This window comes from Streptomyces sp. HUAS MG91 (assembly GCF_040529335.1).
Classification (GTDB): domain Bacteria; phylum Actinomycetota; class Actinomycetes; order Streptomycetales; family Streptomycetaceae; genus Streptomyces; species Streptomyces tabacisoli.
This window is the reverse complement of the sequence record NZ_CP159534.1, coordinates 8,166,393-8,179,292: the sequence shown is the minus strand read 5'-3', so window position 1 is coordinate 8,179,292 and position 12,900 is coordinate 8,166,393. Positions and strand designations below refer to the sequence as shown.

General features: G+C 70.0%; 10 protein-coding genes and 2 pseudogenes. 5 read left to right on the top strand and 7 right to left on the bottom strand.

The window, feature by feature from the left end:
- Positions 1–96: 96 nt before the first annotated feature.
- Together ABII15_RS37045 and ABII15_RS37040 are read left to right on the top strand one after the other, a co-directional pair.
- Positions 97–1,422 carry a cyanophycinase gene (locus ABII15_RS37045; protein ID WP_353946672.1) on the top strand — a complete coding sequence of 442 codons (1,326 nt, stop codon included), beginning with the start codon at positions 97–99 and terminating at the stop codon, positions 1,420–1,422.
- A gap of 59 nt (positions 1,423–1,481) precedes the next feature.
- Positions 1,482–2,351, top strand: a complete 870-nt coding sequence (locus tag ABII15_RS37040; protein WP_353946671.1) for a MurR/RpiR family transcriptional regulator — start codon at positions 1,482–1,484, stop codon at positions 2,349–2,351.
- Between the two features lie 13 nt (positions 2,352–2,364).
- Here ABII15_RS37040 and ABII15_RS37035 read toward each other — a convergent pair whose 3' ends face one another.
- The 4 genes from ABII15_RS37035 to ABII15_RS37020 form a co-directional block, all read right to left on the bottom strand.
- Entirely contained in the window at positions 2,365–2,718 is a 354-nt protein-coding gene (locus ABII15_RS37035; protein ID WP_353946670.1) for a hypothetical protein, read from the bottom strand.
- Positions 2,719–2,857: 139 nt separating this feature from the next.
- Entirely contained in the window at positions 2,858–3,151 is a 294-nt protein-coding gene (locus ABII15_RS37030) for a hypothetical protein (RefSeq protein ID WP_353946669.1), read from the bottom strand.
- Positions 3,148–3,603 carry an AMP-binding protein gene (locus ABII15_RS37025; protein WP_353947317.1) on the bottom strand — a complete coding sequence of 152 codons (456 nt, stop codon included), beginning with the start codon at positions 3,601–3,603 and terminating at the stop codon, positions 3,148–3,150. The genes ABII15_RS37030 and ABII15_RS37025 overlap by 4 nt, the downstream gene beginning before the upstream one ends.
- A 107-nt stretch (positions 3,604–3,710) precedes the next feature.
- The gene (locus tag ABII15_RS37020; RefSeq protein ID WP_353946668.1) at positions 3,711–5,144 is read right to left on the bottom strand and encodes an endo-1,4-beta-xylanase; all 1,434 of its coding nucleotides are present in this window, start codon (positions 5,142–5,144) and stop codon (positions 3,711–3,713) included.
- 363 nt (positions 5,145–5,507) lie between these two features.
- Between ABII15_RS37020 and ABII15_RS37015 the strand changes: the two genes are divergently transcribed.
- Positions 5,508–6,974, top strand: a complete 1,467-nt coding sequence (locus tag ABII15_RS37015) for a non-reducing end alpha-L-arabinofuranosidase family hydrolase (protein ID WP_353946667.1) — start codon at positions 5,508–5,510, stop codon at positions 6,972–6,974.
- A gap of 474 nt (positions 6,975–7,448) precedes the next feature.
- Here the strand turns inward: ABII15_RS37015 and ABII15_RS37010 are convergent.
- Positions 7,449–8,231, bottom strand: a pseudogene (locus ABII15_RS37010) (sulfatase-like hydrolase/transferase); the annotation flags it as partial.
- Between ABII15_RS37010 and ABII15_RS37005 the strand changes: the two are divergent.
- Both ABII15_RS37005 and ABII15_RS37000 read left to right on the top strand, forming a co-directional pair.
- A pseudogene (locus ABII15_RS37005) lies at positions 8,159–8,386 on the top strand (SUMF1/EgtB/PvdO family nonheme iron enzyme); the annotation flags it as partial. The pseudogenes ABII15_RS37010 and ABII15_RS37005 sit on opposite strands and share 73 nt — an antisense overlap.
- A gap of 33 nt (positions 8,387–8,419) precedes the next feature.
- The gene (locus ABII15_RS37000; RefSeq protein ID WP_353946666.1) at positions 8,420–9,319 is read left to right on the top strand and encodes an ATP-grasp domain-containing protein; all 900 of its coding nucleotides are present in this window, start codon (positions 8,420–8,422) and stop codon (positions 9,317–9,319) included.
- 88 nt (positions 9,320–9,407) lie between these two features.
- Here the strand turns inward: ABII15_RS37000 and ABII15_RS36995 are convergent, their stop codons facing one another.
- Together ABII15_RS36995 and ABII15_RS36990 are read right to left on the bottom strand one after the other, a co-directional pair.
- Positions 9,408–10,217 (bottom strand): SAM-dependent methyltransferase, encoded by an 810-nt coding sequence (locus tag ABII15_RS36995; RefSeq protein WP_353946665.1) that lies wholly within the window; start codon positions 10,215–10,217, stop codon positions 9,408–9,410.
- A gap of 140 nt (positions 10,218–10,357) precedes the next feature.
- Positions 10,358–12,892: a discoidin domain-containing protein gene (locus ABII15_RS36990; RefSeq protein WP_353946664.1), complete on the bottom strand. Its 2,535-nt coding sequence runs from the start codon at positions 12,890–12,892 to the stop codon at positions 10,358–10,360.
- Positions 12,893–12,900 lie beyond the last annotated feature (8 nt).

Below are 12,900 nucleotides of genomic sequence, written 5' to 3'. Positions count from 1 at the left end.
GACGCGCGGACAGCGCGATTTCCCCCGGGGCGCGCAGCCGCGTCCCGGGGGCTCACCGCACCACCGCCCCTCCCCTCTCTCCAGGAGCACACCGCGATGAGTACCTCTCCGAAGCACCGTCCGCTGCGTGGCGTCCGCCGCACCGTCGGCGCGGCCGGTATCGCCGTCTGTCTCGGCGTGATCGGCGCGAGCCCGGCTCCCGCCGCCCCGTCCGGGACGGCGCCCGCGCACCACGGTCCCGGTTCCCTCGTCCTGGTCGGCGGCGGCCTCAAGGACGACAACACGCAGGTGTACGGGGAGATCATCCGCCGCGCGGGCGGCCCCGGACGCGCCCGCATCGGCGTGCTGACCGCGGCGTCCGTGCCCGCGAGTCAGGACCCGGACGCGGGGGATCCGGAGAAGTGCAGCAACTCCGAGTGCAACGGCGCCTATTACGCCGGTCTTTTCCGTCGCCACGGTGCCGTGGACGCCCAGTGGATCCCGGTGGACCTGGATCACGTCGCCAACGCCGACTCCGACGCGGTGGTCTCGCAGATCGACTCGATGACCGGGTTCTTCTTCGGCGGCGGCGACCAGTACCGGTACGTCACCAGCCTGCTGCACGGCGACCGGCACACCGACTCCAAGGTGCTCGCCGCGATCCGCGCCAAGCTGGCCGACGGCGCCGTGGTCTCCGGGTCCAGCGCCGGCGCCCAGATCGCGTCCGGCCCCGACATGGTGACCGGCGGCGATTCCTACCCGGCGCTGCGGGACGGCAGCAGACCCGGCTACTTCGACGACCCGACCGTCCTCGGCTATCTGCCCCGCGGCGGTTTCGGCTTCCTGCGCTCCGGCCTGCTCGACACGCACACCGGTACCACCGGCCGCGAGGGACGTGCGCTGCGCCTGGCCGCCGACACCGGCCACGACCTCGTCTACGCCCTAGACGAGGACACGGCTCTCGTCGTCGACCGTCCGGGCGGCAGGCACGAGCGGGTGGGTGTCATCGGCAGCCAGGGCGTCAGCGTCCTGAACCTGTCCGCCGCCCACGAGGGACAAGGGCACGCGGGCTGGCACCTGCACAACGCCCGCTACAGCTATCTGACATCGGGCGACAGCTACGACCCTCGTACGGGGACGGTGACCACCCCGGGCAAGCACCGGATCGCCCCGGCCTCGTACGGACCGGTGCCGCCCAACACCGACGTCTTCTACTCCCCCGACAATGCGGTAGGCACGCCGTACAGCCTGCGCACCACCGCCCGCGCCCTGGCCGCTTCCACGCATCGCACCGCCACAGCGACCACGTACGAGAGCGGCCCCCGATTCGCCGTCACCCTGACCGAACCCCGCGGCTTCCGACCGCTCAGCGGGGACGGCACCACGCCGCAGACGCTGCTGGACCTGCGCATGGACATCGATCCCTGCGCCGACACCGACTGACCTGGCGCAGCACGCAACGCTAGGCTCGACGCACCGCTCACCCCGCAAAGGAACGCTCCATGGCCAAGGGCACCCTCGCCGACCAGATCCGCCAGCAGCTGGGAGAACTCAGCCCCGCGGAGCGCCGGGTCGGCAGGGTGCTCCTCGCCGACTACCCCGCCGCGGGCTTCGAGACCGTGGCCGTCGTGGCCGAGCGGGCCCGCGTGAGCGCCCCGACGGTACTCCGGTTCGTGGGCCGCTTCGGATTCCGCGGCTTTCCCGACTTCCAGTCCGGCTTGCGGGCGGAACTCGAGGAGCGCAGCGCCTCTCCCCTGTCCTTGTACGAGGCTGCGGACCGGGGCGCGAGCGAGCTGGAGGGCGATGAGAGCCTGCTGCATCAGGGCCGTCGGGTCTTCACGGCGGCGCTCGCGCAGACCTACGACGAACTGCCGCCGCACGACCTGGAGCGCGCCGTCGAGCTGCTGAGCGACCCGAAGCGCCGGATCACGCTCACCGGAGGCCGTTTCACCGCCCACCTCGCCCAGTATCTGGCGCTCCATCTGATGCAGCTGCGCGACGGCGTGTCGGTGCTGTCCGAGCGCACCGTCGAGCGGACCGCGGCGTTGACGAGCTGGGGCCGCCGTGACGTCCTGGTCGTCTTCGACTTCCGGCGTTACGAGCCGGACAAGGCGGCGCTCGCCGAGCTGCTGCACGAACGCGGCGGCCGGGTCGTCCTCTTCACCGACCCCTGGCTGTCACCGGCCGCCGCTCACTCCGAGGTGGTGCTGGCCGCCCAGGTGACCACACCTTCCCCATACGACAGCCTGGTGCCGACCATGGCCGTGATCGAGACGGTGGTGGCCGGTCTGGTGCGGGCCCTCGGTGAGGAGGCCCACGCCCGCCTCAAGGAAGGCGAAAGGCTTGCGCGGGCCACGGGTCTGCTCTCCTAGAGCGACGGATCTCCTAGATCCTCGGAGTCGCGGACAGTTCGGCGCGGTCCAGCTCGACCTGTCCGCTGCCCTCGCGGTGCACGAAGGAGACCGTGTTGGTACCGGCCTCCAGTGTCACCGGAATCGAGACCCGACCGTCGGGGAACGCCCCGTCGTGGGGTGCGGTGCGCGGGAAGTACACGGCGCCCCGGTCCGCGCCGCCGACCCGCAGGCCGAGGTGGGCGGGGAGCGGCCAGTCACGGGTGCCGTTGAGGTCGATGCTGGTGTTCTCCGGGTTGGCCGTGCTCGTGTAGTGGAGCAGGAGGCGGTACTCGCCCGCGGACGGGGCCTGCACGGAGAAGGCGGTGGACGCGCCCGACTGGTTCATGCCCGCGCGGTCGCCACCCGGGCGCGGGCCCGGAGATGGCCGGTGGCCCGCCCATCGTCGGCACCGATGTCCTTGACTCACTTTCGGTCGGCCGACTCGGGGAGAGACGAGCTCCTCGCCCGCTTCGCGCGGCCGGAACTCAGTCGGATCGAGCCGGCGTCGGGTGCACCGAGTCCGCGATGGCGACGAGTGACTGCGTCATGGCCTCCGAGGCCGGGCTCGGACGGCGTCCAGCCGCGAGGGTGATGCCGACTCGTGCGCCGACGAGGTCGAGCGAGATCGGCAGTGCGGCGAGCCGAGGGTCGCTGGCGCCGATGAGTTCCGGCAGCGCGGCCACCATGTCCGTTTCCACGAGGAGTTGGCGGATGGTGAGGAACGCGGTGGTCTCGACGCGGTCGTGGGGGCAGGGAGATGTCGTTGCGGTGGCCGTCATCGCCTGCGCCAGCGTGTTGAGCGCGTTGGTGTGGAACAGGGGCAGCACATGTAGAGGCTGTCGTCGGCGGTCAGGCGCAGCGAGTCGGCCACGGTCCGACCCCACCAGGCGAACTGGGCATGCGGGCAGCGCACGCCACGGGAGGGGCCGGTGGTGCCGGAGGTGAACAGGATGGCGGCTGTGTCATCGGGACGGGACGGGCGTGCGTCGAGCGCCTTCTCGATGCCGGGGACCGGCGCCTGCGGCGAACCGGTCACCCACACCTTCCCCGAGTATCCCACGTCCCCCACGCGTACGGCCAGCTCCTCCTCCTCGTACAGGAACCGCGGCTGCGACTCGTCCAGCACGTGTCGGAGCAGCCGTCCGTGCAGTGCCGTGTTGAGCGGGACCACGACCACGCCGAGCCAGGCACAGCCGAGCACCAGGTCGATCAGTTCGACGCGGTTGGACAGGAGCGCGGCGACCCGGTCCCCCGAGCGGCAGCCGCGGGCCGCCAGCGTGCCGGCCGCGGCTGATCCCAGCGCGGGGTCGCCGCCACCGCGGCGGCGACCCGGGAGCGTCAGGTGCGCGTCCAGCGCTGGTTGCTGCCGTTCGCGCAGGAGTAGAGCTGGATCAGAGTGCCGTCGGCCGTGCCGCCTCCGACGGCGTCGAGGCAGAGGCCGGACTGGACGCCGACGATGGAACCGTCGGAGCCCAGGCGCCACTTCTGGTTGTCGGCGCCCCAGCAACTGTAGATCTGGACCTTGGTGCCGTTGCCGGTGCCGCCGGCGTCCAGGCACTTGTCGCCGTAGACCCTGAGTTCACCAGCGGCGGTGTACGTCCACTGTTGATTGGTGCCGCCCGAGCAGTCCCACAGCTGGAGCTGGGTGCCGTCGGTGGTACTGGAGCCAGGCACGTCCAGGCAGCGACCCGAACCGACGCCCTTGATCGTTCCGACATCCGACGGGGGCGGCGTGGAGGAGCCGCCGTTGAGTGTGTTGAGGACGGTGGTGTAGGCAGCCTTCTTGCTGCCGTCGCCGTTGAACAGCAGCGGTGTGTCCCCTGAGCGCCACGAGTCGGTGTCGCGCACGCCCCAGACGGTGATGCCGAGGCAGCGCGGCACGGCCAGGCAGTCGTTGGTCACATTGGCGTACGTCGTGGCCGCGGCGCCCTGGATGTCGAGTTCGGTGATGGCCACATCGACGCCGAGAGCGGCGAAGTTCTGCAGGGTGGTACGGAAGTTGCTGTTGTAGGGGCTGCCGCTGTTGAAGTGCGACTGGAAGCCGACGCAGTCGATCGGCACGCCGCGCTGCTTGAAGTCCTTGACCATGTTGTACATGGCCTGCGTCTTGGCCCACGTCCAGTTCTCGACGTTGTAGTCGTTGTAGCAGAGCTTGGCGGCCGGGTCGGCGGCGCGCGCGGTGCGGAAGGCGACCTCGATCCAGTCGTTGCCGGTGCGCTGGAGGTTGGAGTCGCGCCGGGCTCCCGAACTGCCGTCGGCGAAGGCCTCGTTCACGACGTCCCACTGGGCGATCTTGCCTTTGTAGTGGCCCATCACGCCGTTGATGTGGTCGATCATGGCCTGGCGCAGGGTGCTGCCGCTGAGGCTCTGCATCCAGCTGGGCTGCTGGGAGTGCCAGGCCAGGGTGTGGCCGCGCACCTGCTTGCCGTTCTGCACCGCCCAGTTGTAGACGCGGTCGCCAGCGGTGAAGCTGAACTGGCCGCGCTGCGGTTCGGTGGCGTCGATCTTCATTTCGTTCTCGGCCGTCACCATGTTGAACTCGCGGCTCGCGATGGTGGTGTACGCCGAGTCGCCCAGCTTGCCCGAGGCGATGGCGGTGCCGAAGTAGCGGCCGCTCTGCGCCGCCGCGGCGCCGAGCGTACTCTCGGCGGCATGTGCGGGCGGCTGTGCGACGAGTGCGAGGGCCGCACCGAGGATGCAGACGACCAGCGATAACAGAAGACCGCGGAGTTTTCTGCGGACAACTGGTCTGGGTAGAACGTACGAGCCCATGACGGTGCCTCCAAGGTCGACATCATGGAAGGACTGAAAGTCATTCAGAGCCGACGCTCGGTCGATATATCGAACCATGGCCGGTTTCTCAGACAGGGATGATCGAGCGATTGACTGTGAATCGTCAATACTCCCCGCACAAGTTTCCGTTCTTCTTCCGAAACTTCCAGCTCCCTATTGACCGAAGTAACCGTTCGTCAACCACAAGGGGAGAGAAGCTTTTTGCGGCCAGATCGGTGACAGGCCTTGACCCGGCGAGCTCACGTTCCTAGCTTGTGGCGTCAATAATTCCGGGAATCTTCCGGAAATTTTTATAGCGTCTCCGCCCCTACCGCTTCCCCTGCCCGCCATGGAGGCCCTCCGATGTGGTTACGCCCCTCGTCCCCGCTCCGTCTCAGACGCCTGCTCACCGTTCTGTCGCCCCTGCTGCTCGTGGCCGCCTTCCTCGGTGCCCAGCCCGCCGCCGCTGCGACCGTCGACCCCAACGCCTCGTACGTGCTGGTCAACCGCAACAGCGGCAAAGCACTGGACGTCTACAACCTGGCGACCGGCGACGGCTCCCGCATCACCCAGTGGACCAGGAACGATCAGAGCCAGCAGCAGTGGCAGTTCGTCGACTCCGGCGACGGCTACTACCGCGTCAAGTCCCGCCTCTCGGGCAAAGTGCTGGACGTGTACAACTGGTCCACCGCGAACGGCGGCTCGATCGTCCAGTGGACCGACCTGAACGCCGCCAACCAGCAGTGGCGGCTGGTCGACAGCTCCGACGGTTATGTGCGGCTCGTCTCGCGCAACAGCAACAAGGCCCTAGAAGTACAGGGCGGCTCCACCGCCGACAACGCGAACATCGTCCAGTACGACGACTGGGGCGGCGCCAACCAGCAGTGGAAGCTCGTCAAGGCCGGCGACGACACCCCGGGCGCGTGCGATCTCCCGTCGTCCTACCGCTGGACATCGACAGGAGCGCTCGCGCAGCCCAAGTCGGGATGGGTGTCGCTCAAGGACTTCACCGTGGCCCCCTACAACGGCAAGCAGCTCGTCTACGCGACGACGCACGACACGGGGACGAGTTGGGGTTCGATGAACTTCAACCTGTTCAGCGACTGGTCGGAGATGGCCACAGCCGGCCAGAACACCATGCCGACGTCCACCGTCGCTCCCACGCTCTTCTACTTCGCGCCGAGGAACCTCTGGGTGCTCACCTACCAGTGGGGCGGCGCCGCCTTCTCGTACCGGACGTCGAGCGACCCCACCAACCCGAACGGCTGGTCGTCCCCGCAGACACTCTTCTCCGGAAGCATCGCCGACTCGGGAACGGGCCCCATCGACCAGACACTCATCGGTGACGGCACGAACATGTACCTCTTCTTCGCCGGTGACAACGGCAAGATCTACCGGGCCGCCATGCCGATCGGGAACTTCCCGGGCAGCTTCGGGACGACGTCGACCGTGGTCATGAGCGACACGACGAACAACCTGTTCGAAGCCCCGCAGGTCTACAAGATGCAGGGCCAGAACCGCTACCTCATGATGGTCGAGGCGATCGGCGCACAGGGCCGCTACTTCCGCTCGTTCACCGCCACCAGCCTCAACGGCTCGTGGACACCCCAGGCCACGACCGAGAGCAGCCCCTTCGCAGGCAAGGCCAACAGTGGCGCCACCTGGACCAACGACATCAGCCATGGCGAACTGATCCGCACCAGCCCCGATCAGACCATGACCGTCGATCCCTGCAACCTGCGATTGCTCTACCAGGGGCGCAGCCCCAACTCGGGCGGCGACTACGGCCTCCTGCCCTACCGCCCGGGGCTGCTCACCCTGCAGCGCTGACGACATGGCGTGGATCCGGCTCCAGCGGTCGGGGTCGGTGGCGAGGTCGTAGAGGCGGGTGCCGAGGGCGTAGGGGTTGCCGACGGCGAAGCCCGGCAGGCTGAGGACGGGGACTCCCTTGGTGAAGGGGAGCGGGCCTTCGAGTGTCGCGTCGCGCAGCTCGCCCGGGGAGAAGCGGCTGTCCATGTGGGTGGGCATGAGCGTGTACTCGCGCAGCGGCTGATTGTCGGGCCGGACGGAGGCCCGCATGTACACGTAGCGGCCGTCGGAGACGTTGACGTGGGCGCCGTAGGAGCCGAAGAGACCGGCCTCGCGGACGGGACCGTCGTCGGCGGTCGTGTCGCCGAGCGGGACGCCGAGCATGTCGGGGGTGCGCTCGAGGCCGAAGAAGTCCAGCAGGGTGGGGCCGATGTCGATGGTCTGGACGAGGGCGGAGCGGCGGCCGGTGGCGCGGGTGCGCGGGTCCCACGGGACGCCGAGCATGTCGGGGGTGCGCTCGAGGCCGAAGAAGTCCAGCAGGGTGGGGCCGATGTCGATGGTCTGGACGAGGGCGGAGCGGCGGCCGGTGGCGCGGGTGCGCGGGTCCCAGACGAAGAGCGGGGTGTGGATGTTCTCGTCGAACCAGGGCTGGACGTTCTTGCCCCACCAGCCGTGTTCGCCGAGCAGGAAGCCGTGGTCGGTGCAGACGATCAGGAGCGTGTCGTCCCACAGGCCGTGGGCGTCGAAGGCGTCCAGGACCTGTGCCAGGGAGGTGTCGCACATGGTGAGCAGGGCGGCGTACTCGTGGCGGGCGTGGGCGACGGTCCGCTCGTCCTCGGTGACGCGTTTGTAGTCGGGCCAGTCGAAGTGCGGGCCGTCGTAGGTCGCGTCGCGGGCGGCGTAGTGCTTCTTGTGCTCGGCGTAGGAGAAGAACGGCTCGTGCGGGTCGAAGGTCTCGATCTGCACGAACCAGCGGTCCTCGTCCCGGTTGGTGGCGATGAACTCCAGGCCGGCGTCGAAGGTGAGGTTCTGCGGGTGGTCGGCGGGGTCGGCGAGGTGCCGGCGGTTGCCCCAGTCCTGCCGCCAGATCCGGCCGCGGCGCAGGGTGTGCGTCGGCGGGATGTCCGGGTCGGCGACCTGGCCCTTCCACTTGTCGCCCTCCTGGCCGCGGAAGAAACGGCTTCGACCCCACCTGGTACGCCCGCTCCCCGCGCCGGGACCCCCGCTGCCCGGCACCGGACACCCCGGACGCCCGGCACGTCCTGCGCGGCGGCTCATATCTCTGCCATCCTTCTTACTGCAACCGCTACCGCGTCTCGGCCCGCACCGCCACCACCGCCGACTCCTTCAGCGGCAACTGCGGCTTCCGCACGACGAGCCGGGCTCACTCACCCGCAGGGAGGCCTCCGGGCTGCGCCCCCGCGGACGCATGAGGCAAGCGTCAGACCTCACCTGCTGTCCCACCCATGAAGAGCCTCCCCCGCTACGGTGTGCCGGTGCCGACTCCCCTGTTGCTCTGCGCCGACCCACTGCGACCCACCCGCTGCGATCCGCACTTCGCGGCGCAGGCCGCCGTCGCGCGCTCACTCGGGGCGGGTGTGGCCCTCGTCGATCACGACGCCCTGCTGGCGGGTCGTGCCGGTGAGGCGGTACGACGCGTTCCGCAGGGGCTCGGTCCGCTCTGGTACCGCGGGTGGATGATGACGGCCGAGGTCTACGCGGACCTCGGCGCCGCCTTGGAGGAGCGCGGCGCCCGTTTGTGCACCACGGCCGCGATGTACCGCTCGGCACACGAACTTCCCTCCTGGTACGAGACGTTCGCCGACGTCACTCCGGCCAGCGCTGTCATGCCCTGCCGCCCCGGTCTCCCGCCCACGGCCGCGGAGCTGGCGGATCTGGCCTCGGCCCTGCCTCCCGGGCCGGGCGTCGTGAAGGACTTCGTCAAGTCCCGCAAGGACGACTGGGACGGGGCGTGCCACCTCCCCGATCTCGCCGACACCGCGGCCGTGCACCGGGTCGTGAGCCGCTTCGTCGCGCTCCAGGAGGAGTTCCTCACGGGCGGCGTCGTGCTGCGCGCCTTCGAGTCGTTCGACCGTGCGGCGGGCGAGGCTCGCGTGTGGTGGCTGGACGGGGAGCGTCTCGCGATCACGGCACACCCCGACACTCCCGGACTCCTGCCGCGTCCCGACCTGACGGAGATCCAGCCGCTCGTACGCCGGCTGGGCTGCCGTTTCGTCACCACCGACGTCGCTCGCCGGACGGACGGTGCCTGGCGGGTGGTCGAGGTGGGCGACGGCCAGGTCAGCGACCTGCCGTCCGGCATCGACCCGGCCGCGGTTCTGGCCCCGCTGATCCGTCGACGCTGATGTGCCCCGCCGGTGGCAGGCGGGGCACATGCGGACCTCACACCCAGGGACGTACGCGTTCCGGCTCGGCGCCGCAACGGCCAGGGCTTCAACTCTTGCGGGCCACACCGCAGTACGCGACCTCCACGGCCTCTTCCGCGGGCTGCATGTCGTCCGGGCGCCAGGCCGACGTGGCGACGACGCCGGGGTCCACGGTCTCAAGACCGGTGAAGTAGGCGGCGATCTCTTCCGGCGAGCGCAAGTGGTAGGTGTTGGCCGACTGCGCGTTGTAGGCGGTCACGGCCGCGTTCAGCGCGTCGTTGGTGTTGATCCCGTCGCTCAGGGCCACGTAGCTTCCGGCGGGCAGCGCCTCCAGGTAGGTGGCGACCAGTTCCCGGGGGCGGTCGGCGTCCGACAGCTGCCCCATGATGCCGAGCAGGGTCAGGGCGACCGGCCGGCTGAAGTCCAGGGTGTCCGCCGCCTCGGCCAGGATGCGTTCCGGGTTCCGCACGTCCTCCGATATGTACGAGCACGCCCCTTCCGGGCTGCTCGTCAGCAGGGCACGGGCGTGGGCGAGCACGAGCGGGTCATTGTCGACGTAGACGATCCTGCTGTCCGGCGCGACGCGCTGGGCCACCTCGTGGGTGTTGTCGGCGGTGGGCAGCCCGGTGCCGATGTCGAGGAACTGCCTGATGCCGGCCTCGGCCGTGAGGAAGCGCACGGCACGCGTGAGGAAGGCGCGCTGCAGCCGGGCCACGGCCGCGAATTCCGGGAAGGTCGACAGAATGGCGTCGCCGACCTCACTGTCTACGGGGTAGTTGTCCTTGCCGCCCAGCAGGTAGTTCCAGACACGGGCCGAGTGCGGGCGGTCCGTCTGCAGCCTGCTCTTCACATCAGCGTTCACATCATCCATGGGCATAGCTTCACACGGCGCAAGGGATGCCATGGTCAACTCGGATGCGACAGACCTCTTTTCACGCCCCGTGGACAGGCCCGGCCCATCGCAGGAGCGGCAGGAGGCCGCCTGTTCCCGGCACTCCTGCCACCCCGCGTGTGCGGTCAGCCCACGGTGACCATCCGGGCCTTGCTCGGTACTCCGGCCGAGTCGAGCGCGAACAGCAGATAGCTGCCGGGCAGCGCCACTCCCGGGTCGGAGGGGATGCTGAGCGTGTACGACGTCGTGCTGTTGCGGGTGAACGTGAGCGGTACGCGGCGCTGGTCGTTGTCCGTGGAATGCGTGGCCGCCCCCGCCCGCACCAGGGCGAACGAGGTGACCGCCGAGTCCGTGGTCACGGGGACCGTCGCACCGTGGGCGACGCGAGCGGGCACGGTGCCGGTGATGACCGGGCGGGTGCGCTCGGTGCCGTCGGCGTTGAGCAGGTAGGGCGGTGTGAACACGGCGCCGTCGGCGTGGTTGGTGGCGCAGTCGCCGCACAGACCGCCGCCGCCGGAGAAGATGCGCCCGTCGGGCAGCAGGTTGGCCACGCTGTGGTAGTTGCGCGGCACGGCCATGCTCGCCATACGTGTGAACTGCCCCGTCGCCGGATCCCATATCTCCGGTGTGAGCGAGGAGGTCGCGTCGCTGAACGGGACCGGGTAGGACTGCCCGCCGAACACGGCGACCTTGCCGTCCGGCATGACCACGCTATTGCTGAAGGCGCGGGCGAAGTCCATGTCACCGGTGCGCGCGGCCACCGGGGTGCCTCCGCCGTTGAGGTCGACGGTGTACGCGCGCCGGGTGGCCGTCGTGTTCTCGTAGGCGGTCGCGCCGCCCAGGGTGAGGAGTTTGCCGATGTCGTACGCGACGGCGTTGCCGTTCATGGCGTCCGCGCTGTCGGCTCGCGTACCGGCGGCCGTCACGGAGCCGTCGCCCTCGGTGGAGATCCAGTTCATCTGTTTGCTCGGGCCCAGCTGGAGGACGCGGCCGTTCGAAGTGGCGTGCAACCACTGGTGGTTGTCGGCGCGGTACGGGCCCGCCGGGTCGGCGGTCATGGTGGTGGTCACGGGTACGCCGGACAGCTTGCGCCAGGTACCGGTGGCCGCCGACCAGACCTCGCCGTCCTTGCCGCCGCGGGCCCCGCTCCAGGAGCCGCCGAGGACGAAGGCGTCGCCGCCTGAGAGCAGGGTCATGGCCTGGTAGCCGCGGGCGATGTTCATGTCGCCGGTGGCCGACCAGGTGTCGGTGGCCGGATCGTAGAGGCTCGCGCGTTCGGCGTTGCTGCCGCCGGTGACCAACACGCGCCCGTCCTTGAGGACCGCGATGCCGGGGCAGAACATGTCGTGCTTGGTGTTGTCGACGCGTCGTTGTGTGACGGCTCCGGTGGCGAGGTCCATGATCGCCGTCTGGGTGTAGCCATTGCTTCCGCCGAAGCGGTCGACGCCGTACGCGGACCAGGCGAGCAGTTTGTTGTTCGGCAGCAGCGCGGTGGCCACGGGAACCAGCGGGAAGCCGGTGATCCGTCCCCAGGAGCCGGCGGTCGCCGGGTTGGCCGGGGCGCTGAGGCGGAGCTCCGCCGCCGAGGACCACGGCCCGCGCCCGCCCGCCTCCGTGGTGGCCGTCAGGCGGACGTAGCGCGCGCTGACGGTACGGGAGAAGGTGGCGCCCTTGACGGTGTCGTCGTCCTTCCATGTGCCGCTCGCGACCGGGGCCCCGAACGTGCTGCCGTCCGTGCTGGTCGTGACGGTGTAGGCGCCGACCCGGCCGTTGGCGCCCGACCGGCGCGGCTGGTAGGTGAGGGCCGAGACGTCGCGGGCGCTCTTCATGTCGATCGTGATGCTGTGTGGCAGCGGCGCGGCGGTGCCGGAGTACCGGCTGTGCCACATGGTGTCCGGATCACCGTCGAGGACGTTGGCGGCGGCGTTCGCCGCGGCGCCCGCTTCCTCGTCGCTCGCCGTCGCGGTCCATCCCGTCCGCGGCAGGTCGACGACGGAGGCGGGTGAGCCGGGGTCGCCGAGGAGGTTGATCTCGGCCGCGGACGACCAGGGTCCGCGGTTGCCGGCCTCGCTCGTCGCGGTGAGCCGCACGTAGCGGGCGCCCTGGGCGGCGAAGCTCAGGGTCTTGGCGGTCGCGTCGTCGCCGAGGGTGCCGGAGGCGACGGCGAATCCCCAACTCGTACCGTCTGCGCTCAGGTGAATGGCGTACGAACCCACCCTGCCGTTGGGGCTGTTGGTGCGCGGCTGGTAGACGAGTGCGGATACGACGGCCGTCCGGTGCATGTCGACGGTGAGGGTGTGCGGCAGCGGTGCGGCGGTGCCGCTCCACCTGCTGTGCCAGATGGTGGCGGTGCTTCCGTCGAGCACGTTCGCGGCACGTCCGTTCTCGGACGCCGTCTCCTCGTCGCTCGCGGAGACGGTCCAGCCGTCCCGTGACAGGACGGGCGCGGTCGGTTCCATGGCGTCCGCGGGCACCACGGGCTCGTGCGGAGCCGCCATCGGGTGGCGGGGGTCGGGCGCACCGGCGCCGGAGGCCGCGGTGGCCGCGCCGCCTCCCGTCAGCGGAAGGAGCGCGGCGACGACGGCGGCGAGCGCCAGCGCTATGAGGCCGGTGGATCTGAGTCTGCCGAGCGCGAAGCGCCGGAACGGTCGGGTCTGCATGTGGTCCC